Here is a 23,058-nt window from a genome sequence, read left to right as displayed (position 1 = left end):
CATGGAAAAGAAAAAGACAAATAAAAAATTCATCATCATACTAACCGTTTTGGTTTTAGTGGGAGGAACTTACGGAATATCAAAATACTTACACTCATTGGCTCACGAAGAAACAGATGATGCTCAAATTGAGAAAAAAATGAATCCTATTATTCCGAGAGTATCAGGATATATCAGCAAAGTATATGTGAAAGATAATGACTATGTAAAAAAAGGAGATACTTTATTTACTATTGATAAAAGAGATTATCAGTTAAAAATTGATGAAGCCAACGCTGCATTATTAGGAGCTGAAGGTCAATACGAAGCTGCAAAAGCTGATATTGGTAGTGCTTATGCTAGTATTTCAGTTTCAGATGCAAACATGAAATCTGCTGGTGGTTCTATCGAAAGTGCTAAAATTAGATTGAGACAGCTTACAAACGATTTTAACCGTTACAGCAATTTATATAAAACACATACAATTACAAAACAACAATTTGAGCAGGCTCAAACTGCAAAAGATGAAGCTGAAAATCAAGTACGTGTTTTAGAACAACAACAAAGAGCGACTTCTTATCAAAAATCAGTAATTCAGTCAAAATCTAAAGTTTCTGATAAACAAACAGAAGTTGCTGCAGCAAACATCAAAAAAGCGAAAACAATGCTTGATGTTGCTCACTTAAACTTAAGCTACACGGTAGTTACAGCGGCTATTGATGGTCAGGTTTCTAAAGTTGATATTCAGCCGGGACAATTAGTTCAGCCGGGACAATCTTTATTCTACATCATCAACAATAATGAGGCCTGGGTTGTAGCTAACTTTAAAGAAACACAATTAAACAAAATGGTTGTGGGACAAAAAGTAAGTTTAAAAGTTGATGCTTATCCAAACTATGAGTTTAAAGGTACTGTAACTTCATTTTCTCCAGCAACAGGATCACGTTTTTCATTGTTACCTCCTGATAATGCTACAGGAAACTTCGTAAAAACCATTCAGAGATTACCAGTAAAAATTAGTTTAGATCAAGCAAACGATCCTGAAAAAGTAAAACTTTTAAGACCAGGAATGAATGTTGACGTAGACGTACATTTAAAATAAATAAATGGCAGCAGCAGTACAAGCAGACGACGATTTAGTAGAATACGGTTACCGACGCGTTATTATTACCATTACGGCAGTACTTTGTGCATTGCTGGAAATTGTAGATACGACGATTGTAAACGTAGCTCTAACAGACATGCGCGGAAGTCTTGGTGCTACCTTGACCGATGTGGCGTGGGTTATTACAGCATACGCAATTGCGAATGTTATTGTAATTCCGATGACGAGCTGGTTATCACAGCAATTTGGAAGACGTAATTATTTTGTGGCTTCTATCATTATATTTACCGTCTGTTCCTTTTTGTGTGGAAATGCCAGTAATATTTGGGAACTTGTAGCCTTCCGATTCGTACAAGGTATGGGTGGTGGAGCGCTACTTGTAACAGCCCAAACGATTATTACAGAAAGTTATCCGGTTGCAAAACGTGGTATGGCGCAGGCTATTTACGGAATGGGTGTAATTGTGGGGCCAACTTTAGGTCCGCCTTTGGGAGGATATTTAGTAGATAATTATTCTTGGCCTTATATCTTTTACATCAATATTCCACTTGGAATTATCGCTACTATTTTGGCTTTAACTTTCGTAAGAAGCCCAAAATATGGAGAAAAATTAAAAGCAAATCAGGTTGACTGGTGGGGAATTTTCTTGTTGAGCGCCTTTATTGGTTCTTTACAATTCGTTCTTGAACACGGACAGCAGGATGACTGGTTTAACGATTCTCTTATTGTAACTTTAAGTGTTGTGACTGTTCTGGGATTGGTTCTTTTTATTTGGAGAGAGCTGACTTACAAACATCCAATTGTGAACTTAAGTGTTTTGAAAGATGGAAATTTAAGAATTGGAACTGTAATGTGTTTCATTCTTGGTTTCGGTTTATATGGTTCAACGTTAATTATCCCTATTTATACGCAGTCGATTTTAGGATGGACAGCAACTGATGCAGGATTATTATTAATTCCGGGATCTATCACAACGGCGATTATGATGCCATTTGTTGGAAATATGATTCAAAAAGGTGTTCCGCAAGGTTATATGGTTGGAGTTGGATTTTTAGTATTCTTCTTCTTTACCTTTATGATGCAGACTCGTATGACGCCAGATACTGGAGTAGAACATATGTATTGGCCCTTAATTTTGAGAGGAATTGGTCTTGGATTACTTTTCGTACCAATAACAACACTCTCTCTTTCAACCTTAAAAGGAAAACAAATTGGTGAAGGAGCTGCTTTTACCGGAATGATGCGCCAATTAGGAGGTTCATTTGGTATTGCAATTATTACCACTTTCATTACACGTTTTAGTCAGGAACACAGAGTAGATTTGATTAACAATTTAGATCCTGCAAAATACGAAGTTCAACAGCGTATTACAGGAATGCAGCAAGCCTTTATGTCAAAAGGATATAGTGCAGATGTCGCTTTAAAGAAATCACATCAAGCTATAGAATATGCTGTTTTAAAACAAAGTACCGTAATGGCCTATATAGATATATTTATGTATTTAGGAATTATGTTTTTATGTTGCATACCGATTATTCTCTTTATCAAAAAAGGGAAGAACAAGATTAGTGCAGCCGACGCAATGCACTAATAATAATAATTTTATAATACGCAGAAACGCCGAATTCTAAATTGAATTCGGCGTTTATTTTTTTGTTGTTATTTATTAATTAAATGTGCTAAATCTTCAGGGATTGAAATCCCTGCCTACAATATGTTCCGAGCCTTCGGCTCTCTAGTAAAAAATCTTAGAACCTTAGCATCTTAGTAACTCAGAACCTTAAAAAAACCTCTGAACCTTTGTAACTTTGAGCCTTAAAAACTATCTGGTGAAAACCAAATGATTTCCTTTCGAAAGATTCGCATCAAAACGATAACCCTCGTAATTAAAACCTTTTAAGTCATCAATAGTTTCTGCATTTGTATCTATAATATAACGCACCATCATCCCTCTCGCCTTTTTTGCAAAGAAGCTGATCATTTTTAATTTTCCGTCTTTGTAATCTTTAAAATCAGGAGTAATTACAGGAACTTTTAAAGCTTTTACATCAACCGCCGAAAAATATTCGTTACTGGCTAAATTCACAAATAATTCACCTTTTGTCAATTCTTTATTTAAAGCTTTTGTAACAACAGGTTTCCAAAATTCATGCAGGTTTTTATAATCGCCAACTGGTAATTTTGTTCCCATTTCTAAACGATAGGCCTGCATTAAATCTAGCGGTTTTAAAACGCCGTAAAGTCCGGATAGAATTCTAAGTTTATCCTGAAGAACATCTAATTTTTCCAACGGAATGGAATAAGCATCTAAACCCGTATAAACGTCACCATCAAAAGTATAAACTGCCGGACGGGCATTTTCAACAGTAAATGGTGTTTTCCAGTCTTGGTTTCGTTTCCAGTTTAAATCAGCAAGTTTGTCTGAAATTGACATTAAATGGGATAATTCAGCAGGTTTTTTTCCTTTTAATATTTTATGAACCTGGCGCGCTTCTTTTAAAAATGAAGGTTCAGTATGTTGGACAGTAGGTAATTCTTTTTCGAAATTCAGTGATTTCGCCGGCGATATAACAATTTTCATTTGTGCATTTTTATATGATTCAAAAATACAAATTGAATTTTTAAAAATATGTTATTGCAATTGATTTGTTTTATTGCTGTATAGTTTTTTCAGCCACGAATTCACGAATTTAATTTATTAAATCTGTGAGTATAATTTGTATTAATTCGTGTAATTCACGACCACCGTTTTTTATTTTAATAAATTTCAATTGAAAAATTGAGAATTTGCTCAAAAAAGTGAGCGATAGATTATAAAAGGCATTTTCTATGTTGTAAATTTGCAACCATAAAATTCCAAAAACATTTTCAATACAAAATTGAAAGTTGTATTCTAAATAATAGCCACAAATTCACGAATTAACTTTTTAAAAATTAATTAGAAAAATTCGTGAATTCGTGGCGGAAAAAATTTAGACATGACAAAAATATTGTATCAGCTGGAAAGCTATCTGGTAATGGGAATTTTATTTGATGTTCATAGAAATTTAGGTGGAGGCTTTTCTGAAATTGTATATAAAGATGCTTTAGAATACGAATTTAAAAAAGCAAATATTCCATTTGAAGAGAAAAAGAATATTTAGTAAATTATAAAGACATAATATTAAATCACAAATTTTATGCTGATTTTGTTTTGTTTGATAAAATTATACTTGAAATAAAATCAAGTGATTTTTTGCATCCAAAATATATTTCACAATGTCTTAATTATCTAAAAGTTTCTAAAACACATTTAGCAATTTTAGCAAACTTTAATTCTGTCTCACTTGAATACAAACGTATTATTTTATAAAAATTAGTGAATTCGTGGCTATACAAACAAATTATAAAACTGCTTTACAAAACAAAATCTTCGATATTATTTCGAAAGCTTCTCAGGAATTAAATGTAGACTCTTATGTGATAGGAGGTTTCGTTCGCGATTTGCTTTTAAACCGAGGTTCTAAAAAAGATATCGACGTTGTGGCAGTTGGAAGCGGCATCGAATTAGCGCTTAAAGTTTCTGACTTACTTCCGAATAAACCAAAAGTTCAGGTTTTTAAAACTTACGGAACGGCAATGCTTCGTTTTGAAGATACCGATATTGAATTTGTTGGTGCCCGAAAAGAGTCTTATAATTTTGACAGCCGAAATCCGATTGTAGAGAACGGAACGCTTCAGGATGACCAAAATCGCCGTGATTTTACAATCAACGCTTTGGCTTTATCTTTAAATAAAAATAACTTCGGAGATCTTTTAGATCCGTTTAATGGATTGGCGCATTTAGAAAGTAAAACAATCAAAACGCCTTTAAATCCGGATATTACCTATTCTGATGATCCGCTGCGAATGCTGCGTGCAATTCGCTTTGCAACACAATTGAATTTCGAAATCGAAGAAAACTCTTTGAATGCGGTTACCAAAAATGCAGATCGCATCAAGATTATTTCAGGCGAAAGAATCGTAGATGAACTAAACAAAATTCTTTCTACGCCAAAACCGTCAACCGGATTTTTACTTTTATATAAAACCGGACTTTTAGATCTCATCTTACCTGAATTAACAGCGTTGAATCAAGTTGAAGAAATCGAAGGTCATACACATAAAAACAACTTTTACCATACGCTTGAAGTCGTTGACAACATTTGCCCAAATACAGATGATGTTTGGTTACGATGGTCAGCTTTATTGCACGATATTGGAAAAGCGCCAACAAAACGTTTCAACAAAAAACAAGGCTGGACTTTTCACGGGCATGAATTTTTGGGTGGAAAAATGGCAAAAAAGATATTCGAACGTTTGCACATGCCATTGAATCACAAAATGAAATTTGTGCAAAAAATGGTAATTATGAGTTCACGTCCGATTGTTTTGGCACAGGATATTGTAACCGACAGTGCAGTTCGTCGTTTGGTTTTTGATGCCGGTGAAGATGTTGAGGATTTAATGACTTTATGTGAAGCCGATATTACAACCAAAAATCCTGCAAAGTTCAAAAAATATCATAAAAACTTTGAAATTGTTCGCAAGAAAATTGTTGAAGTTGAAGAACGCGATCATGTTCGTAATTTCCAGCCGCCAATTTCCGGTGAAGAAATTATGGAAATGTTCGATTTGAAACCTTCTCGCGAAATTGGAGTTTTAAAAGAAGCTGTAAAAGAAGCTATTTTAGAAGGAGATATTCCTAATGAATATCAGGCTGCTTATGATTTTGTGATTAAAAGAGCTGCAAAGTTGAATTTAACTCTTAAGAAATAATAATGATAGCTATCGGAGTAATCTTTTTGTTAATTATTATATCAGTCTTTTTATCAACTAATATACTTTTTTATAGAAAGCTTAAAAACATTGATAAGGTAGGGCTTAAACATATCATACTTTATTTTTTGTTCTCTGTTGGTTCAGCTTTTATAATTGCAATACTATATTATTTTTTTGAAAAATATATTCTAATTAGTTTATTTGGAAATGAATTCCATGCATCTATTACTGAAAGGATAATAAAATTTATTATGCTATTTTCATCTTTTATATACGGGAGTTTTTATTTTTCAAAATTTTACATCAATAAACTTACAAAAACAAACGAAATCGAATTAATCGGAAAAGAATGAAAAAAGAGAATAAATCAGTAATCATTTGGTTACTATCAGGTTGTGTTTTATTATTTTTAATGGTTGTCGTGGGCGGAATCACACGTTTGACCAATTCAGGTTTATCAATGACGGACTGGCATTTGGTTACCGACACATTTCCACCTTTAACAGATGCAAAATGGCAGGCTGCTTTTGATGAGTATAAAAAATTTCCTGAGTACCAAAAAATCAATATCCATAACGATTTTCAATTAGCAGATTATAAATTCATTTATTTCTGGGAATGGTTTCACCGTTTTATCGGTCGCATTATCGGACTTGTATTTTTTGTTCCATTTGTTTATTTCTTAATCAGAAAGAAATTAGATACGCCAACAATTAAAAAATGTATTGTGCTTTTAGCAATGGGAGCTTTTCAAGGTTTTCTTGGATGGTTTATGGTTCGAAGCGGATTAATCGATAATCCGGATGTGAGCCATTTTAGACTTTCGCTTCACTTAACTTTTGCTTTTATAACTTTTGCTTATACACTTTGGGTAGCACTGGATTTGATTTATCCTGAAAGAAATATCAATAAAATATTACCGCTTCGTACAATTGCCAGATATGCTTTAGTCGCTTTATTGATCCAAATTATTTATGGCGGATTTGTTGCCGGATTAAACGCCGGATTAATTCACAATCACTGGCCTTTAATGAGCGATGGAGAATTTATTCACGAATCGGTTTTTATTGAGCAGTCTAGTTTGATTAAGAATCTAATTGAGGGAAAAAGCGGCGTTCAATTTGTACACAGAACTTTTGCTTATGTTGTGGTTGGAATTATTCTTTTTCTTTTCTTCAAAAGCAAAAAATATACACTTACTAATACACAGGCAAACGGAATCAACACTTTGGTAGTTTTTGTTTTTATACAATTTCTTCTTGGTGTTTTTACTTTATTATACAGCGTACCTTTGGCTTTAGGGTTAATTCACCAAATTATGGCGTTTTTCCTTTTGAGCGCAATGACATATACATTGCACCGATTAAGCAAATAATGTTTTGAAAAATAAAAAAGAGCCGAAAATTTCGGCTCTTTTTTATTTTATATCTGGTAAAAAATACATCTCGTTAACCGGATTTCAATCCGTCAGAAATGATGTTGATCCAAAACAATATTTACCCTAGCCAGGTTTTAAAATCCTGTACTTTTTCACGGCTTACAATAACCTCATCTTCTTTGTAAGTTGGTAAAATTACTTTTAAACGTGAATTGGTATACACCTGAATTTCTTTAATGGCCTGAAGCGGAACAATAAATTTTCTGCTTACGCGAAAGAAATCCTTTTTGTCTAATTCCTGTTCCAGAATCTCTAAAGTGGAATCGATTAAATAGTTTCGATTGTCGTACGTGTGAATATAAGTTCCTTTGTTTTCACTAAAAAAACATTCAATTTCTTCAGTAGTAACTACTTTTAAATGCTGACCAATTTTAACCGTAAATCGCTTTTTATAGGTTTTCTCAAAAGGGTTTGACAGCATTTGGCGAATCTGTTCAAAATCAAGCTGTACGTTTGAAGTTTCAGAAGCCGTTTTCGGAAGTCGGGATTTAAATTTTGAAACTGCTGCTTCCAGATCATCTTCATCAATTGGTTTTAGAAGATAATCTATGCTATTCAATTTAAAAGCTTTTAACGCATATTCATCATAAGCTGTTGTAAAAATGATAGCGCTTTTAATATCTATTTTTTCAAAAATTTCAAACGATAAACCATCTGATAATTGAATATCCAGAAAAATTAAATCGGGATGTTGATTATTACTAAACCAGTGAACCGATTCTTCAACCGAATGAAGCATCGTTTCTACAGTAACATCTAACTTTTCAAGCTTTCTTTGCAGCAGTCTTGCAGCTGGTTTTTCGTCTTCTATAATTAATGTGATCATTTACTATATACAAAATTTAGAAAAAATAGTATTTCAAAGTTACTCCCATTTATTTGTATTCGCGGCTTCTTTCTCCATATATTTTTGGATTTTCTTTTGCTCCCAATCAGCGCTAAAGAAAAGATCACGGCCAAAAACAGACATTGCATGTGCCAATAAACCTATTCCCCAGAAAAATGCTGTTGAATAAGTCTGCCAGTCCATTAAGCCGCTTTCATGAATATTTTCGCTAAAAATATCCCGGTTTAAATTTGCGATTATAATGATGACATTTACAATTAGGTAAACTCTTAAATGCGAGTAAAAACCTTTTAATCTCTTAACTCTTCTATATGCATTATTATAATTTTCGTCTGTACTAAATTCGTGTGCATATTCATCATACATGCGTCTTCTAAAACGTCCCATAATAGTATTTCTTTTTAGTTATTTCCACTTATTTTTATTCTCTTTTTCTTTTTCCATAAATTCTTTGATTTTTCTTTCTTCCCAGTCTCTTCCTAAAACCGGAAATACTTCAAAAACCTTTAATCCATGAAAAACAACTCCAATTCCCCACCACATTAACGGCCAGAAAAACCATAAATATTTTGGTGAAGTGTAAAGATTAATGAAAACCAAAATTGCATTTACTAAAATATAAGCAACAAGATTTCCGTAAAATCCTTTAATACTTTCTACTTTCTTTTTTGCTAAAAAGTATTTATCGTCTTCATTAAAATTCATTTCCATGATTACTCCCATTTTTGTGTTCTATTTTTCTTTTCTAAAAGACTTCTCAATTTTCTTTCCTCCCATTCCTTTCCAAATATTTTAAAAGAAACAAACATGTCAATTGCAGAGCCAACATATACTGCAGACCAAATAATTACCACAACTCCGTTTAAAAATTGTATCGGAAAGAAATGCAATGGCACTTCTGTGTATTCTTTTAAAATATAAAGAATCATTGCAACCGCATACAGAAAAGTGTGTTTGTAAAATGATTTTAGCTTTACCACTTTTTTACTTGCCAGCTCTTTCAATATATTTTCTTCCGGATTATTAGAATTTGTTTCCATTATTCCCAAGTTTTTTGATTGCGTTCTTTTTCTAAAATTTCCCTGATTTTTCTTTCCTCCCATTTTTTATTGAAAAAAGGCGGAAAACTAAAAACCTTTAATCCATGTAAAACGATCGCGATTCCCCATCCCATCAAACACCATATAAACCATAAATATCCCGGCGAAGTCATAAGATTTACAACAATTACAATTGGATTTACAAGTACATATACAGTCAAATGTTCATAAAATTCTCTAATTTCTTTTACTCTTTTTTGAGCTTGATAATATCTTTCGCCTTCGGCATAATTCTTTTCCATAATTATTTCCAGGTTTTTTGATTATTTTCTTTCTCTAAAATCTCCCTGATTTTTCTTTCTTCCCAATCAGAGCTGTAGCCAAAAACTTTAAAAGCATGCATGGCAACTCCAAATCCCCATCCTAAAGCTGAAAACCAAAACCATTGAAATCCCGGAGAAAATCTCAAATTGATAAAAACTAAAAACGGAATCACACATAAATATGAAATTACATTTCCGTAAAATCCTTTTAGTTCTTCTACTCTTTTTTTAGCTCTGTAATACGCTTTTGCTTCGTCATTATATTCTGCACTTATGTCCATAACAGTAATTTGTTTTGTTAAAATTGGAATCTTAACCGAGAAATTTTTCTCATCCTTCTCAATCAGCACTTTTCTGTCGGTTATAATTCCGTAACGGTTTACAATATTCTGCAATCCAACACCTTGTCTGTCCTGCAGAACTTCTTTTTTCTGAAGATCATTTTGAATAACCAAATAATCTTTTTCAATAAAAATTCTAATATGTAATGGTTTCTGTTCGCTTACCACATTGTGCTTTACTGTATTTTCGAGTAAAAGCTGTAACGAAAGAGGAACCACTTTAGCATCCGGATTAATATCTCCTGCTGGCAGTTCGTAAAACAAACTGTTTTCGAAACGCATTTTCAACAGGTTCATATAGGTTTTTGCAAATGATAATTCATCTTCAACAGAAACCAGTTCTTTATCTTTTTGTTCTAAAACATATCTGTAAATTTTAGATAAAGAAGTAGTGAACCGCTGTGCATTATCCGGATTTTCTTCAATTAATGAACTAAGAACGTTTAGGCTGTTAAAAAGAAAATGCGGGTCGATTTGATTTTTTAAACTTTCGAATTTGGCATTTGCCGTTCCCGCAATTATCTTTTGCTGTATGACTTTGTTTTCCTGATATAATTTGTAAAAATGTAATGCGTGAAATATCAGCAAAACGATAAAAGTAATGACCGAAGATTCTATATAATTTGCAGGATCTTCATTTGCTAAAAAACTTAACAACGGACGTCTTTCTATAACAACCTGCGTAAAAATGCGCAGTACAAAAATGACGAAAAGCGAAATGAAAAATGAACTTATAAACCCGATAAAAATTCTTCTGGCAGAAAATCTGTTTGCCCCTTCAAAAACCTTGTCTAAATAAACAAACAGAGAAGCATTTACCACGTACAAAACAACACTGTACAACATACAGTACAAAAAATAGATGTACAAATCTTTGGTAAAAACTGCAGTTCCAAATGACGCAAAGCGAATCAGGAAAGAGAATAAAAATACTACTCCACCAATTAAAAACGCTTTTAATAGATTTGGTTTCAAGGTCATTCTTTTATTTTTTTATTAAATTATTTACACGTTTTTTGAATTTCCAAAGCTCTGTCTAATCCCCATTTAGGAGAAAAAGGAGTTTCTGGTTTAAAAGTAGCAAAAAGTTCGATAGATCTGTCAACTTCTGCACAAAGAGGTTTTGTATCAACGCCTGTCCATTTTGCGCCACCTAATTGATAATCAGCTTCTCCAAAAACAGCTCTTGGGTTTTTAGGATCAATCGCTTTTGCTTTTGCGTAAGCTTCCATAACTTTAGACGAATATTTCATTCCGTTTGTCATTGGGTCAGCTACAACATATCCTGTGTAAATTAAAGCCTGCAGCACATATAATTCTGCATTGTTTTGATCTTTAATAAATTCTACGTCTAATGCATCCTGAGCTTTAGTTAAAAGAAGATCAATTTTTGTTTTATCTTTTTCAGTAAAAACTGCCGTTGTATTCATTAAAGCAATATAATAGTTTGGCAGATAACTGTTTTTTTCGGCAGCAGCAATTCTTTCAAATAATGCAGAAGCTTCAGTATTTTTTCCTTCTTTCCAAAGTGCGAAAGCTTTAGTCATTCCTTGTTCAAATTGAGTTTGCGCAGAACTTATTACGACTACAAATAATGCGATTAAAGTGATGATTTTTTTCATTTTATAAGGTTATTTAAATGGTTATTTTAATTTGTTTGTTAGTTACTATTTATAATATAATTTCAATTTTTGAATCTTTTTCAATAACAAATTTAGCATCTTTATATACAGGAGGCCCCATAAATCCTTTAGCATTGTTTGATGCTGCATAATCTTCAGAAGGAATTCCCATCATATTTTTATCTAGTTTCCCGTTATTGTTTTCATCGTGATACGTTGTTATAGCATATTCTCCTGCCGGAAGATTGTCAAATGTTACCACTACTTCATTGTTTTTAATTTCAGAAGTAATGCTTTTGTATGTCGTTTTAAGAAAAGTACCGTCTGAGTTGTACAAACCTACTTTAACAATTCCTGTATTGCTTTTTAAACCTGAAACAGCAACAGTTAGTTTTACATTTTGAGCAGACATTAAGCTGCAGATAAATAATGTGATTAGTGTAATAATTTTGGTCATGATTTCTTTTTTTAAGGTTCTAAGGTTCTGATTGACTAAGGTTCTAAGTTTTTTTGTTGATGATTAAAACTCTTTTTTTTTGAGGTTCAAAGTTGCAAAGGAACAAAGCAGCAAAGGTTTTATCCTTTTAAGTTTTGAAAGGAACTTTGAACTTTGTCCCTCTGAACCTTTAATTTTATACTTCAAAAGTATCTCGGATTTTATTGTTTTAAAATTAAATGATACTGAGTTGTTGATTTTTGCTGCTGAAATGTTTTTTTTCAGGTGCAAAGGTCCAGAGGGACAAAGGTTTCTTTTTAGGCTCAAAGCAGCAAAGGTTCAGAGTAACAAAGATTTATATATACTTTTTTTTTGAAATTGACCATTCAAAAACCTCTGAACCTTTGTTACTTTGCACCTCTGTACCTAAAATTAAAGATTCTTCAACTGATTCTCACTCTTATTCTGGCTGATGGTCCAGAAGAAACCTACGAAGAAAAATCTGTCTGCTGTTGGTGTAATCGCTTGTCTGTTATACACTCCGTTTGGATCTGGTAATTTTGCGTAATCGTATCCAAAAACATTTTGTGTTCCTAAAAGGTTTGATACTGAGAAATAAAGGATTTTTTGTGTAGTTAATAAATACGCCCAGTTAAAACTTAAGCTGTTATATGATTTCGTTTTTCCGTTCATGAATTGCGTTTGGTTTGGATCGTTGTACGGTCGTCCTGAGCTGTAGCTATTTGTAAACCCAATTTGTGATTTCCAGTCCGTAATAAAATATTTCGTTACGACAGATAATGTGTGATTTGCAATAAAACTTGGAGTTGTCATTGTTGGAAAGTTTTTATATTGTCTTTCAGAATCGATATAAGAATATGAAATCCAATATTCTAAGTTTTTATACAAATTGCTGTCTCTCCAAAATAAATCCAATCCTTTTGCATAACCTTTTCCGTTGTTATTGAAAACCGAATTGTACTGAATATCTCTTGTATCGTACTGCACTAAATTGCTGTAATCTTTGTAATAAGCTTCGGCTCTAAAGGTCTGCCCTGGCTGTGTAAACTGATAATTTAAAATATAATGCTGTGCTTTTTCACTTTCAAACTGATGGTATTTTGAATATTTAATATAATCTACAACAGGCGTTTGAGAAAAGTCTCCGTAAGCAAATGAAAACTGACTACTTTTTGAAACTTTATAGGCTAATGAAGCTCTCGGTGCAATATTATTTTCATTTAATAAACTGTTATTAGAATATCTCAAACCAACTTTCATTGCCAGCTTTTTAGAGAATAAAATATCTGCTTCTGTATAAGCTGCAAAAATGTTAGAATCATATCCGTTTTTTACGTCAATAGAAATATTGTCATCAAAATTTTCATTGAATTTGGTAATGAAATAATCCGCTCCAAAAGACAATTTGAAATAGTTCGAAACTTTCTTTCCTAGTTTTAATTTCAACTGCGCTGCATTTTCATCCGTATTGATGTCATTAATATCGTATTTCGTTTTGTTTTTGCTGTAACCGTAACTAATTCCAGAAGTTAACTGCCATCCTGTTCCAAAAGTTCCTTTATAAGAAGAGTTTAAATAAAAATTATTATTGTTTAAATCTGTTCTGACTGGGTTTTCAAAATTGATGTTTTTCTGATTCAAATCGAATTTTTCAGAATCAAAGGCAGCGTATAATTTGAATATTCCGTTTGTAAAATTATATCTGTAAACTGTTTCTCCGCCCAAAGATTGATATGGGTTATTCCAGTCAACATTTTGTGGAATCACAGCCTGATAAGGCGCTAAATTGATGTAAGCCATATTTACACTTAACGAACTTTTTGTCCATTTTTGAGTATTTCCTAAACTCAAACCAACCGTCATTAAACCAATATCTGTTTTATTATGATCAGGTTCGTCCTGTGTATTTAAAAGCAAGACACTTGATAAAGCTTCACCATATTCTGCAGAGTAACCACCGGTAGAAAAAGCAATTCCACTGAATAAAAAAGGAGAAAAACGGCTTCTTGTTGGTAAATTATTTGTTGTTGCCCCGTACGGCTGTGCCACTCGAATTCCATCTACAAAAGTCTGTGTTTCACTGGCTTCACCTCCACGTACAAACAAACGTCCGTCCTCTCCCACACTTTGTGTTCCAGGCAAAGTCTGCAAAGCTGCGACAATATTTCCTGCAGAACCCGCAGTTGTTACAATATCTAATGGTTTTAAAACAGAAACTCTTGCTTTGTCTCCAGACTCTAAAGTTCCGGCTGTAATCACAACCGCATCAAGAGTGTTTACATTTTCTCTCAGTTTTACCGTTTGATCTTTGTAGTTGGCAACATCAATTTCTTTTTTGAAAGTTTCGAAAAGTAAAAAGCTGACTACTAAAAACTGATTTCCTGTTGAAGAAGTTTCAAAAGAAAAATCTCCCGTTTCAGAACTTGTTGCTCCGTCGTAAGTTCCGTCTATATAAACATTTGCTCCGGCAACTGGTTTTCCTTTTTGGTCCAAAACTTTTCCTGAGATAACATTTTGCGCAAAAGTAAAAGTGCTTAGTAATAATAAAATAAAAGTAATTCTGGTTTTCATAATACTGGTTTTTGATGGAGCAAATGTATTTTAACATTTCCTGTTAAAAAATATATAATAACCCAATTGTAGAATTTTAAGGATGAGTTGTAAATTACTAATTTGTATCTTAGCTGTAGCGTTTCTAAAAACTATTAACTATGTCAGAAAGTAAAAGAGTTTCGAATTTATATCAATCCATTTATAATGGAAATCCGTGGCTTGAAGTTACCTTAGCAGATACTTTAAAAGATGTAACTGCAGCTCAGGCTTATAAAAAAATTAATCCTAGTTTAAACACGATTTGGGAAATTGTCAATCACCTAATACAATGGAGAAGAAACATATTAAAACGTGTTCAGGGAGAAATAATTACAACTCCCGATCATAATTATTTTGTTCCCATTTTAGATTCATCTGAGCCAGCCTGGGAGCAATCACTGCAAAGTCTGGCAAAATCTCAGGAATTATGGAGTGCTTGTTTGAATAATTTTAATGATGCGGATTTCGAGAAAATAGATCAAAATAATAATCATAATTTTTATGAAGATATTCACGGAATTATCCAGCATGACGTTTATCATTTAGGTCAGATTGTTATTTTGAAAAAATTACTATAGCTGATAACAAAATTTTGCTGTTTATTGGCAATCTTGTCATTCCGAGGAACGAGGAATCTTCACAAGTAGCTCGACAAAGATTGGTGATTTTGCGTATGGAGTTTCTTACGAAGATTCCTCGTTCCTCGGAATGACAAAATTGAGAGCCATTTAAAATCAATATTTATATGAAAAAATCAATAGTATTACTCGCATTTTTATTTATAAGTGTTACTGGTTTTTCACAAGAAACGGAAGTCAAATTTGATGAAAATCTGGCAAAATCTCTGAATGCCGATGAATACGGAATGAAGAAATATGTTTTCTGTCTTTTAAAATCGGGAACCAATACAACGGCTTCAAAAGAAGAAACCAAAAAGTTATTTGAAGGACATATGGCAAACATCAGTAAACTGGTAAAAGAAGGGAAACTCGTTGTTGCCGGGCCTTTTATGAAAAACGATAGAAATTATAGAGGTATTTATATTTTTAACGTAGAAACTGTTGACGAAGCAAAAGCGCTAGTGGCAACAGATCCTGCCATAAAAGCCAATTTACTTGAAGCAGAATTAACGCCTTGGTACTGCACCGCCGCTTTGCAGGAAACGGTGAAAATCCATAAAAAGATTGCTAAGACGAAAATGTAATACCTTATATGAAAACTGAAAAAGAAAAAATGATTTCGGGCGAATATTACAACGCTTTTGACCCGGAATTAGTAAAAGGCCGCCGAACTGCAAAAAATCTTTTACACAGTTTAAATGTAAAAGAATACAGAGTAACTAAAAAAGCAAAAGAAATTTTAAAAGAACTGATTCCTAATACTGGAGCTGGTTTTTATATTGAACCGCCTTTTCACTGTGATTATGGTTATAATATTTTTTGCGGAGAAAACGTTTATTTTAATGTGAATTGCGTTGTTCTGGACTGTGCTCCTGTAAATATTGGTTCGAATGTATTTATTGCGCCAAATGTTCAAATTTACACCGCATCACATCCGCTTGACGCTGAATTGAGAAAATCACTAGAAAATGCCTATCCGGTTACCATTGGAGACGATTGCTGGATTGGTGGAAATTCTGTTATTTGCCCGGGCGTGACGATTGGAAAAGGCTGTGTTATTGGTGCCGGATCTGTTGTAACAAAAGATATTCCCGATAATTCATTAGCCGTTGGAAATCCGGCAAAAGTAATCCGAAAATTAAATCAAGAACCTGAATCAAAATCATAATGCTTACCTTAAATAAAGTTCATCATATTGCCATTTTATGCTCTGATTATCAAAAATCAAAAAACTTTTATACCGAAATTTTAGGATTGACAATTATTAGAGAAATCTACAGAGAAGAGCGCCAGTCGTATAAATTAGATTTAGCTTTAAATGGAATTTATGTAATCGAATTATTTTCATTCCCAGATCCGCCAAAAAGACCTTCAAGGCCGGAAGCAGTTGGATTACGTCATTTGGCATTTGAAGTAATTAATCTAAATGAAACCGTTGCTTTTTTAACTTCAAAAAAAATAGAATCGGAGCCAATACGAATTGATGAAACGACTGAAAAGCGTTTTACTTTTATTGCAGATCCTGATTTGTTACCAATTGAATTTTATGAGAGATAGATAAAATAAGGCGCAAAGGCTCAAAGGTACTGAGGTTCAAAGGTTTTTAATTATTTTATGTCATTTCGAGGAACGAGAAATCGCACTAGCTAATCGACAAAGATTGACAAGTTACTACTTTATGGAATTTCAATTGCGATGATTAAAAAAGCCAAGCTGGAAAGGCTTTAGCCAAACATACGTTAGTTTGGCTAAAGCCTTTTACTTTTTCAAATTTCATACTTCCAGCTTTAGCTGGAGGCAATTTATTTCCTTAAATAATTTTAAAATGAAAAAACTTTGAACCTTTGTAACTTTGAACTTTTGCCCCTAAATAAGCGATATACTAAGAAAAACACACTGCAAGAATTTTCCTGTTTTTATCAGTTTTAACATATTAAAATGAATATTTCCTATAAAAAACCGAATTTGATTCTTAATTTTGTAATCCGCATAAAAAAAGTGCGAATTCAAATTTACTTCTGATGAACAAAACGGCGCAAATCAAAAAAAATCATCAATTCATTAAGTTCCGAAAATTAGTTATTGTTTCTATTTTAATTGGCTTCCTTTCGGCCTTTCTCGGAATTTCACTTAAAAAAATTACCGAATATTACGAAGAAATCTTTTTTCATGAAGTTTCGGTAAACCCAATATTTTATATCATTTTCCCTGTTTTCGGGTTATCTGTAATTTATTTTTTGAGACAATATCTTTTTAAGAAAAAGGAAAACAAAGGAATCAAAGAAGTTTTTGAAAGTACACAAACCACAAAAAATCTTCCATCTTATAAAATCCCATCACACTTTATTAACGGATTACTCACTGTGGTTTTTGGAGGTTCTACCGGAATCGAAGTTTCTACCGTAGTTGCCACAGCTACAATTGGTTCTGTTGCTCATGAAAAAGAAAATGTTTTCCGTCAATATAAAACAGAATTAATCTGTGCCGGAGTTGCAGCTGGAGTTACAGCACTTTTCAGCAGTCCGATTGCGGGAATTTTATTTGCCTTTGAAGTTATTTCCAGAAAAGTTACCCGTGCATTTATTATCTCAAATATCATTGCCGTTTCAATTGCATTTGGTTTACTTTCTATTTTAAAAGAAGAACCATTGTTTGCAGTTTCTATTGTAACGTGGCATTTAAAAGCAATTCCATATTTTATTCTTTTAGGAATTTTAGCCGGAATGAATTCAGTTTACTTAACCAGATGTGTATTGTTTTTTAAATCACAATTTGGAAAAATCGGAACTCATTATTACAAAATTATTATAGGTTCTGCCGTTTTAAGTATTTCACTATTTATTTTTCCTCAATTATATGGCGAAGGTTATCATGCCATAAAAGGTATTTTTGGAAATACTGCCGAAATTCCATTAACTATAACATTAGCTTTAACATTCATCGGAATTTTAATTCTAAAGCCAATTGTAACTTCCATTACATTAGCTTCTGGCGGCGATGGAGGTGTTTTTGCTCCGAGTCTGTTTATTGGGGCCTTCTTAGGGTTATTATTGGCTTCTGTTTTAAATAGCTTTTTCCATGTAAATGTAATTCCGGTAAATTTTATGATTATCGGAATGGCAGCTGTTTTGAGTGCCAGTATTCATGCTCCGTTTACAGCAATCTTTTTGGTATGCGGATTAACGAACGATTATACGTTGTTTTTACCAATTCTTGTCGTTTGTTTAATTTCAAAATATACAGCGAAAATGCTTTATCCGTATACTGTATATAGTTATGCCCCAAGCTTAACGAAATAATTTTTTGCCACGAATTCACGAATTTGTTTGTTTAGATATTAAAATAATTCGTGAATAATAATACCACAACGAATATTCAAATTATGCCAACTCCCAGAATTAAAAGAAGCTATCGCAAAACACGTTATATTCTTTATAAAGAAACTCTAATTGACTACAAGGAACATTTTTGGTCATTTTTAGGATCATTTGTCGGAATTGGGGTTTTAGCATACGTACAGTCGATCCACTTTTCTGGAAGTGATGCTGTTTATTTAATTGGTTCTTTTGGAGCTTCGAGTGTTTTGGTTTACGGAATCATTCAAAGTCCGTTTTCTCAGCCCCGAAACCTGGTTGGAGGCCATGTAATCTCAGCTCTTGTAGGCGTAACCGTTCATAAATTGGTTCCGGATATTATGTATATCGCTGCTCCTTTGGCCGTTTCTATTGCCATTATTTTAATGCAGATTACCAAAACGCTTCATCCACCGGGAGGCGCAACGGCTTTAATTGCTGTTATTGGAACAGAAAAAGTAAAATCGCTGGGTTATATGTATGTGCTTTCTCCAGTTTTAACCGGAGTACTTATTTTACTTTTAACGGCTTTAATTTTTAATAATATGACTTCAAGCAGAAGTTATCCAAGTCATAGTACTTACCACAAACATTATCATAAGATTAGAAAGAGACTAACTGGGAAGTAATTTTTCTTTTTTATCCGAATGTCACCGTGAGCGAAGTCGAAGGGCCTTGCTATTGGATTAGGGCTTCGGCTTCGCTCAGCCTGACATTTTTAACTTCGATCATTTCACATTAGAAAAATATTTTCAACAAATCGTAATTCACAATTCGTATTTCATTTTTTATATTTTACCTTTGACCTCTCAATAAAAACAAAGATTATGGTTTATAAATTTAGAGTAATTCTAGACGCCGAAGAAGATATTTTTAGAGACATTGCTATTCTTGAAGACGATACACTTGAGGATTTACATAATGCGATCTTCAACGCTTTTGGTTTTGACGGATCAGAAGTTGCTTCATTTTATACTTGTGATGAAACCTGGAATCAAGAAGATGAAATTCCTCTTTTTGATACTGGAGATGTTCCGGGTGAACAAAGAACCATGAGCGATTATCCATTATCTTCTATTTTAGACAAAGAAAATACTAAAATCATTTATGTTTATGATTTCATCAGTATGTGGACTTTCTTAGTTGAGTTGGCTGCTATTGACGAGGAATCTGTTGGAGCTATTTATCCTGAGACATTATTCTCTCACGGAGAAATGCCTGACGAAGCGCTTGAAAAAAACTTCGAAGCAGATGATATGCATGATGATATCTACGGAGAATTTGAAGATGACTTAGACGAAGATGATCTTGATATGTTCGAAGGCGATGATAACTTTGAAGATTACGGATTTGAGGAGAATTGGAATTAATCTGAGGGTCTAAGGGACTGAGATACTAAGGTTCTGAGGTTTTTATTTTGAAAGTTTTTTCTTATTTTTAATTTTCAAATTAAAAATATTATTAATGAGTAATTTTAGAAGCCTGCTAATCTGGCAGAAATCGATGGCCTTGACAACCAAAATTTATTTTTCAACAAACAATTTTCCTAAAGAAGAAATCTTTGGATTAACTTCACAAATTAGACGTAGTTCGATTTCAATCCCTAGTAATATTGCAGAAGGATTTGGCAGAGAAAGCGATAAAGATCTTTTACGCTTTTTAAATATTTCTGTTGGGTCTTTATTTGAAATGCAGACTCAATTAGAAATCGCAAAAAATATATCGTACTTAAAAGAGAACGATTTTAATAACCTATACGAGGACAGCCGCGAAGTAGAGAGAATGTTAGTTTCTTTTATAAAAAAAATAAAAGACAGAAACTAAACCTTAGTACCTTAGCATCTCAGAACCTCAGCACCTAAAAAAAATATGATCAACTTATTCAACACCCACATCGAGACGCTTGCGATACACCGCGTAGGGAACAAAAGCCGTAACGAAGCTATTTTTTTATCAGAGCAGCCATTTAATCTAAATGATGAAATTGTGCCTTTGATAAAAGAGTACTTCTTTAAACCTTTTAGAGAGAAAGAAGAAAACTATTATCAGTTTGCGCACGAAGTGGACTTGGATTACAACGACATGTTTAAATATGCAACGGAGATTTTTGCTAATCCATCTAATTTACAGGAGATTTCAAAAAAAATCACGACACATTTATTCGAACAGTCCAATCATCCGCATATTAAAAACGGAGAGGTTTACGTAACGTACTTAACAAACTTAAGTATTGATAATAATGTAGTTGACGCAATCGGAATTTTTAAAAGCGAATTGCAGTCTGACTTTTTACAATTTGAAGAAAAAAACAGCAACCTGGAAATGATTTTGCAGCAAGGAATTAACCTGAGCAAATTAGATAAAGGATGCTTGATTTTTAACTATAAAAAAGAAGAAGGATACAAAATTCTAACTGTAGACAGCAACCGTTACGACGCGCGTTACTGGTTAGAGCACTTTTTATCTGTAGATGCTTTTGAAGACGAAAACTTCATTACAAAAAAATATTTAAAATTCTGCCAGAACTTCGCAAAAGATGTAGTGTTGCCAGCAGAAGACAAAAAAGAAGAAGTAATGTTTATGAACCGATCTGTGAATTATTTCGCTAAAAATGATCAGTTTGAAGAGCAAAATTTCCTGAATGAAGTATTAGACAACCCAGACTTGATTCCTGAATTCAAAAATTATAAAGTTGATAAAGGAGAAAAATACAGCATCGAAGATGTAACCTCATTCCCAATTGCAAACGCTGCAGTATCAGACGCCAGAAAATCGATTAAAAACGTAATTAACCTGGATACTCACATTCAGATTAAAATGGATTTCATCAACCCTGAAAGCGCAGAAAAATTTGTTGAAAAAGGCTGGGATGAAGAAAAACAAATGTATTACTACTTAGTGTATTTCAATAAAGAAGAAAAAAGCTAAGAAGTTTTCATTTTCTATTACTTACTTAAAACAAAAAATGGCAGTTACATTTTGTAATTGCCATTTTTTTTATTGAGATTGTTTCAGCACTCTATAAAATAGAAAATACCGCTTTTACAATATCGTCATAAACTTGTTTATCTCTTTCTCCAGTGCGGGCCAAAACTCGGATTCCGGAATAATTATTAAAAATGAATCGCGCCAAAACCCTTGCATCTTGCTGTTTGGAAATATGTCCTGCCTCCTGCCCTTTCTTGACCGCATTTGTAAAAACTTCTTCCATTGTCTGGCTGTTGTTTTTTACAATCCTTGCAATTTCTGCATCGTGCATAGCCAATTCTACAGAAGAATTGACCATAAAACAGCCTTTTGTAATTCTATCTTCCAAACTTTCTACAACAGCTTGTTTAAAAATATCATGCAAAGTTTCCCTAACATTTTCAGATTTTTCCAAAAGATCTTTTACCATATCCTGAGCCTGCTGCTGATAGCGTTGTAATGACTTTGAAAACAATTTTTGCTTATCGCCAAAAGTATCATACAAACTAGAACGGCTTAAACCTAAATGTGTTACCAAATCCTGAGCAGATGTTCCGTTGTAGCCTTTGTACCAAAAAATTTCAATCGCTTTATCTAAAACCTGTTCTTCATTAAACTCTTTCGTTCTCGCCATGATATCAAAATTAAATTTCTTTGCAAAGATAAGAATTAAACGGAACAATCGTTCCTGAATTAATCAAAAAAAATTATACTACAGCGTTTACTGTAAGTCCTCCATCAACAACAATTTCGGTTCCTGTGATAAATGATGAATCGTCAGAAGCTAAAAAGGCAACTGTTTTTGCAATTTCTGAAGATTGTGCAAAACGTTTCAATAAGATTTTTTCACCTAAAATAGTTCCAAAACCTTCAACCTCTTCTTTTAGTAAACCTAATTTACCATAAAGCGGAGTTTCAACCGGACCAGGAGAAACAGCATTTACTCTAATTTTTCTAGGAGCTAATTCTACAGCAAATACTTTATTAAAAGATAAAACTGCCGCTTTACTTGCCGCATAAACACTTGAATTTGGCATTCCAAGATGAGCGTTTACCGAAGTATTAAAAATAATAGAAGCCCCATCATTTAAAATCGGTAATAATTTTTGAACTGTAAAGAAAACCCCTTTTGTGTTTACGTTCATAATAGTATCATAATGATCTTCCGGAGCTAATTCTACGGGAGCAAAAGAAGCAACACCTGCATTTAAAAATACAATATCAATCTTTCCGAATTTTGCTTTTACTTCCTCTACTAAATTATCAATAGATTTTAAATCAGATTGATCTGCAACTATTCCTGTAACGTTTAATTCTGTTTCTGCTTTTGTCAAAGCTTCTTTGTTTCTTCCTGTTACAATTACTTTTGTGCCTTTTGATACTAATTCGGCAGCAGCTGCGTACCCAATTCCGCTATTTCCACCTGTTACAATAGCTACTTTGTTTTCTAAATTTTTCATTTTGTTTGTTATTTAAGTTATTGATTATTCAATTATTATAGCACAAAGATATAATAACGGAACGATCGTTCCGTTATTTACAATGTTAATTTTTAGTTAAAATAATTACTCGCT

At 33.0% G+C, this 23,058-nt stretch carries 25 protein-coding genes and 1 pseudogene; 14 read left to right on the top strand and 12 right to left on the bottom strand.

Going from position 1 to position 23,058, the window contains the following annotated elements:
* The first annotated feature begins 1 nt into the window (after nucleotide 1).
* Both ASD98_RS07105 and ASD98_RS07100 read left to right on the top strand, forming a co-directional pair.
* A complete protein-coding gene (locus ASD98_RS07105; protein WP_056202017.1) occupies nucleotides 2-1,081 on the top strand; it encodes an HlyD family secretion protein in 1,080 nt (359 codons plus the stop codon).
* A 4-nt stretch (nucleotides 1,082-1,085) separates the two neighbouring features.
* Nucleotides 1,086-2,675, top strand: coding sequence for a DHA2 family efflux MFS transporter permease subunit (locus ASD98_RS07100; RefSeq protein ID WP_056202014.1), 1,590 nt, complete (start codon nucleotides 1,086-1,088; stop codon nucleotides 2,673-2,675).
* A gap of 231 nt (nucleotides 2,676-2,906) precedes the next feature.
* Here the strand turns inward: ASD98_RS07100 and yaaA are convergent, their stop codons facing one another.
* Nucleotides 2,907-3,665: a peroxide stress protein YaaA gene (gene yaaA / locus ASD98_RS07095; protein ID WP_056202013.1), complete on the bottom strand. Its 759-nt coding sequence runs from the start codon at nucleotides 3,663-3,665 to the stop codon at nucleotides 2,907-2,909.
* Nucleotides 3,666-4,062: 397 nt separating this feature from the next.
* Between yaaA and ASD98_RS07090 the strand changes: the two are divergent.
* From ASD98_RS07090 to ASD98_RS07075, 3 genes and pseudogenes are all read left to right on the top strand, one after another.
* Nucleotides 4,063-4,436 (top strand): annotated as a pseudogene (locus tag ASD98_RS07090) (GxxExxY protein).
* A gap of 14 nt (nucleotides 4,437-4,450) precedes the next feature.
* Nucleotides 4,451-5,881, top strand: coding sequence for a CCA tRNA nucleotidyltransferase (locus ASD98_RS07085; protein ID WP_056202010.1), 1,431 nt, complete (start codon nucleotides 4,451-4,453; stop codon nucleotides 5,879-5,881).
* A 352-nt stretch (nucleotides 5,882-6,233) separates the two neighbouring features.
* Nucleotides 6,234-7,259, top strand: coding sequence for a COX15/CtaA family protein (locus ASD98_RS07075; protein ID WP_056202004.1), 1,026 nt, complete (start codon nucleotides 6,234-6,236; stop codon nucleotides 7,257-7,259).
* Between the two features lie 121 nt (nucleotides 7,260-7,380).
* Here the strand turns inward: ASD98_RS07075 and ASD98_RS07070 are convergent, their stop codons facing one another.
* From ASD98_RS07070 to ASD98_RS07025, 9 genes are all read right to left on the bottom strand, one after another.
* Nucleotides 7,381-8,148 carry a LytTR family DNA-binding domain-containing protein gene (locus tag ASD98_RS07070; RefSeq protein WP_056202001.1) on the bottom strand — a complete coding sequence of 256 codons (768 nt, stop codon included), beginning with the start codon at nucleotides 8,146-8,148 and terminating at the stop codon, nucleotides 7,381-7,383.
* 39 nt (nucleotides 8,149-8,187) lie between these two features.
* Nucleotides 8,188-8,556 (bottom strand): 2TM domain-containing protein, encoded by a 369-nt coding sequence (locus tag ASD98_RS07065; protein WP_056201998.1) that lies wholly within the window; start codon nucleotides 8,554-8,556, stop codon nucleotides 8,188-8,190.
* Nucleotides 8,557-8,574: 18 nt separating this feature from the next.
* A complete protein-coding gene (locus ASD98_RS07060) occupies nucleotides 8,575-8,880 on the bottom strand; it encodes a 2TM domain-containing protein (protein WP_242412086.1) in 306 nt (101 codons plus the stop codon).
* Nucleotides 8,881-8,882: 2 nt separating this feature from the next.
* On the bottom strand, nucleotides 8,883-9,209 hold the full coding sequence (locus ASD98_RS07055; RefSeq protein WP_056201992.1) for a 2TM domain-containing protein: 327 nt from the start codon (nucleotides 9,207-9,209) through the stop codon (nucleotides 8,883-8,885).
* Nucleotides 9,209-9,511: a 2TM domain-containing protein gene (locus tag ASD98_RS07050; protein WP_056201990.1), complete on the bottom strand. Its 303-nt coding sequence runs from the start codon at nucleotides 9,509-9,511 to the stop codon at nucleotides 9,209-9,211. Before ASD98_RS07050 ends, ASD98_RS07055 begins: the two co-directional genes overlap by 1 nt.
* 2 nt (nucleotides 9,512-9,513) lie before the next feature.
* Nucleotides 9,514-10,854, bottom strand: coding sequence for a histidine kinase (locus ASD98_RS07045; protein WP_056201988.1), 1,341 nt, complete (start codon nucleotides 10,852-10,854; stop codon nucleotides 9,514-9,516).
* Nucleotides 10,855-10,874: 20 nt separating this feature from the next.
* Nucleotides 10,875-11,495: a hypothetical protein gene (locus tag ASD98_RS07040; protein ID WP_056201984.1), complete on the bottom strand. Its 621-nt coding sequence runs from the start codon at nucleotides 11,493-11,495 to the stop codon at nucleotides 10,875-10,877.
* A 49-nt stretch (nucleotides 11,496-11,544) separates the two neighbouring features.
* Nucleotides 11,545-11,952 carry a DUF2141 domain-containing protein gene (locus ASD98_RS07035; RefSeq protein ID WP_082577802.1) on the bottom strand — a complete coding sequence of 136 codons (408 nt, stop codon included), beginning with the start codon at nucleotides 11,950-11,952 and terminating at the stop codon, nucleotides 11,545-11,547.
* A gap of 411 nt (nucleotides 11,953-12,363) precedes the next feature.
* Nucleotides 12,364-14,523, bottom strand: a complete 2,160-nt coding sequence (locus tag ASD98_RS07025) for a TonB-dependent receptor (RefSeq protein ID WP_056201974.1) — start codon at nucleotides 14,521-14,523, stop codon at nucleotides 12,364-12,366.
* A 140-nt stretch (nucleotides 14,524-14,663) separates the two neighbouring features.
* Here ASD98_RS07025 and ASD98_RS07020 point away from each other — a divergent pair, with 140 nt between their 5' ends.
* From ASD98_RS07020 to ASD98_RS06980, 9 genes are all read left to right on the top strand, one after another.
* Nucleotides 14,664-15,122: a DinB family protein gene (locus ASD98_RS07020; protein ID WP_056201973.1), complete on the top strand. Its 459-nt coding sequence runs from the start codon at nucleotides 14,664-14,666 to the stop codon at nucleotides 15,120-15,122.
* A 167-nt stretch (nucleotides 15,123-15,289) separates the two neighbouring features.
* A complete protein-coding gene (locus ASD98_RS07015) occupies nucleotides 15,290-15,748 on the top strand; it encodes a YciI family protein (protein WP_056201970.1) in 459 nt (152 codons plus the stop codon).
* Between the two features lie 8 nt (nucleotides 15,749-15,756).
* On the top strand, nucleotides 15,757-16,332 hold the full coding sequence (locus ASD98_RS07010) for a sugar O-acetyltransferase (protein ID WP_053473870.1): 576 nt from the start codon (nucleotides 15,757-15,759) through the stop codon (nucleotides 16,330-16,332).
* Nucleotides 16,332-16,721 (top strand): VOC family protein, encoded by a 390-nt coding sequence (locus ASD98_RS07005; protein ID WP_056201968.1) that lies wholly within the window; start codon nucleotides 16,332-16,334, stop codon nucleotides 16,719-16,721. The genes ASD98_RS07010 and ASD98_RS07005 overlap by 1 nt, the downstream gene beginning before the upstream one ends.
* 464 nt (nucleotides 16,722-17,185) lie before the next feature.
* Complete coding sequence (locus ASD98_RS07000; RefSeq protein ID WP_056201966.1) at nucleotides 17,186-18,463, top strand: chloride channel protein; 1,278 nt, start codon at nucleotides 17,186-17,188, stop codon at nucleotides 18,461-18,463.
* An 83-nt stretch (nucleotides 18,464-18,546) separates the two neighbouring features.
* Nucleotides 18,547-19,146 (top strand): HPP family protein, encoded by a 600-nt coding sequence (locus tag ASD98_RS06995; protein ID WP_056203251.1) that lies wholly within the window; start codon nucleotides 18,547-18,549, stop codon nucleotides 19,144-19,146.
* A gap of 198 nt (nucleotides 19,147-19,344) precedes the next feature.
* Nucleotides 19,345-19,887 carry a hypothetical protein gene (locus ASD98_RS06990; protein ID WP_056201963.1) on the top strand — a complete coding sequence of 181 codons (543 nt, stop codon included), beginning with the start codon at nucleotides 19,345-19,347 and terminating at the stop codon, nucleotides 19,885-19,887.
* A 94-nt stretch (nucleotides 19,888-19,981) separates the two neighbouring features.
* Complete coding sequence (locus ASD98_RS06985) at nucleotides 19,982-20,341, top strand: four helix bundle protein (RefSeq protein WP_056201960.1); 360 nt, start codon at nucleotides 19,982-19,984, stop codon at nucleotides 20,339-20,341.
* A gap of 45 nt (nucleotides 20,342-20,386) precedes the next feature.
* Nucleotides 20,387-21,445, top strand: a complete 1,059-nt coding sequence (locus tag ASD98_RS06980) for a nucleoid-associated protein (RefSeq protein WP_056201957.1) — start codon at nucleotides 20,387-20,389, stop codon at nucleotides 21,443-21,445.
* A 91-nt stretch (nucleotides 21,446-21,536) separates the two neighbouring features.
* Here ASD98_RS06980 and ASD98_RS06975 read toward each other — a convergent pair whose 3' ends face one another.
* A complete protein-coding gene (locus ASD98_RS06975) occupies nucleotides 21,537-22,118 on the bottom strand; it encodes a TetR/AcrR family transcriptional regulator (RefSeq protein ID WP_056201955.1) in 582 nt (193 codons plus the stop codon).
* A gap of 73 nt (nucleotides 22,119-22,191) precedes the next feature.
* Nucleotides 22,192-22,944, bottom strand: coding sequence for an SDR family oxidoreductase (locus tag ASD98_RS06970; RefSeq protein ID WP_056201952.1), 753 nt, complete (start codon nucleotides 22,942-22,944; stop codon nucleotides 22,192-22,194).
* Nucleotides 22,945-23,058 lie beyond the last annotated feature (114 nt).

Origin of the sequence: Flavobacterium sp. Root186 (assembly GCF_001428525.1) — a bacterium.
In the GTDB taxonomy this organism is placed as follows: domain Bacteria; phylum Bacteroidota; class Bacteroidia; order Flavobacteriales; family Flavobacteriaceae; genus Flavobacterium.
Note: the sequence above shows the minus strand (reverse complement) of the source record. Positions and strands in the feature narration are given on the sequence as shown.

Bases quoted from the DNA above. Each gene is read 5' to 3' on its own strand.
- ASD98_RS07105 (WP_056202017.1), top strand. From the start codon at position 2: ATGGAAAAGAAAAAGACAAATAAAAAATTCATCATCATACTAACCGTT.
- ASD98_RS07100 (WP_056202014.1), top strand. From the start codon at position 1,086: ATGGCAGCAGCAGTACAAGCAGACGACGATTTAGTAGAATACGGTTAC.
- yaaA (WP_056202013.1), bottom strand. From the start codon at position 3,665: ATGAAAATTGTTATATCGCCGGCGAAATCACTGAATTTCGAAAAAGAA.
- ASD98_RS07075 (WP_056202004.1), top strand. From the start codon at position 6,234: ATGAAAAAAGAGAATAAATCAGTAATCATTTGGTTACTATCAGGTTGT.
- ASD98_RS07070 (WP_056202001.1), bottom strand. From the start codon at position 8,148: ATGATCACATTAATTATAGAAGACGAAAAACCAGCTGCAAGACTGCTG.
- ASD98_RS07065 (WP_056201998.1), bottom strand. From the start codon at position 8,556: ATGGGACGTTTTAGAAGACGCATGTATGATGAATATGCACACGAATTT.
- ASD98_RS07060 (WP_242412086.1), bottom strand. From the start codon at position 8,880: ATGGAAATGAATTTTAATGAAGACGATAAATACTTTTTAGCAAAAAAG.
- ASD98_RS07055 (WP_056201992.1), bottom strand. From the start codon at position 9,209: ATGGAAACAAATTCTAATAATCCGGAAGAAAATATATTGAAAGAGCTG.
- ASD98_RS07050 (WP_056201990.1), bottom strand. From the start codon at position 9,511: ATGGAAAAGAATTATGCCGAAGGCGAAAGATATTATCAAGCTCAAAAA.
- ASD98_RS07045 (WP_056201988.1), bottom strand. From the start codon at position 10,854: ATGACCTTGAAACCAAATCTATTAAAAGCGTTTTTAATTGGTGGAGTA.
- ASD98_RS07040 (WP_056201984.1), bottom strand. From the start codon at position 11,495: ATGAAAAAAATCATCACTTTAATCGCATTATTTGTAGTCGTAATAAGT.
- ASD98_RS07035 (WP_082577802.1), bottom strand. From the start codon at position 11,952: ATGACCAAAATTATTACACTAATCACATTATTTATCTGCAGCTTAATG.
- ASD98_RS07025 (WP_056201974.1), bottom strand. From the start codon at position 14,523: ATGAAAACCAGAATTACTTTTATTTTATTATTACTAAGCACTTTTACT.
- ASD98_RS07020 (WP_056201973.1), top strand. From the start codon at position 14,664: ATGTCAGAAAGTAAAAGAGTTTCGAATTTATATCAATCCATTTATAAT.
- ASD98_RS07015 (WP_056201970.1), top strand. From the start codon at position 15,290: ATGAAAAAATCAATAGTATTACTCGCATTTTTATTTATAAGTGTTACT.
- ASD98_RS07010 (WP_053473870.1), top strand. From the start codon at position 15,757: ATGAAAACTGAAAAAGAAAAAATGATTTCGGGCGAATATTACAACGCT.
- ASD98_RS07005 (WP_056201968.1), top strand. From the start codon at position 16,332: ATGCTTACCTTAAATAAAGTTCATCATATTGCCATTTTATGCTCTGAT.
- ASD98_RS07000 (WP_056201966.1), top strand. From the start codon at position 17,186: ATGAACAAAACGGCGCAAATCAAAAAAAATCATCAATTCATTAAGTTC.
- ASD98_RS06995 (WP_056203251.1), top strand. From the start codon at position 18,547: ATGCCAACTCCCAGAATTAAAAGAAGCTATCGCAAAACACGTTATATT.
- ASD98_RS06990 (WP_056201963.1), top strand. From the start codon at position 19,345: ATGGTTTATAAATTTAGAGTAATTCTAGACGCCGAAGAAGATATTTTT.
- ASD98_RS06985 (WP_056201960.1), top strand. From the start codon at position 19,982: ATGAGTAATTTTAGAAGCCTGCTAATCTGGCAGAAATCGATGGCCTTG.
- ASD98_RS06980 (WP_056201957.1), top strand. From the start codon at position 20,387: ATGATCAACTTATTCAACACCCACATCGAGACGCTTGCGATACACCGC.
- ASD98_RS06975 (WP_056201955.1), bottom strand. From the start codon at position 22,118: ATGGCGAGAACGAAAGAGTTTAATGAAGAACAGGTTTTAGATAAAGCG.
- ASD98_RS06970 (WP_056201952.1), bottom strand. From the start codon at position 22,944: ATGAAAAATTTAGAAAACAAAGTAGCTATTGTAACAGGTGGAAATAGC.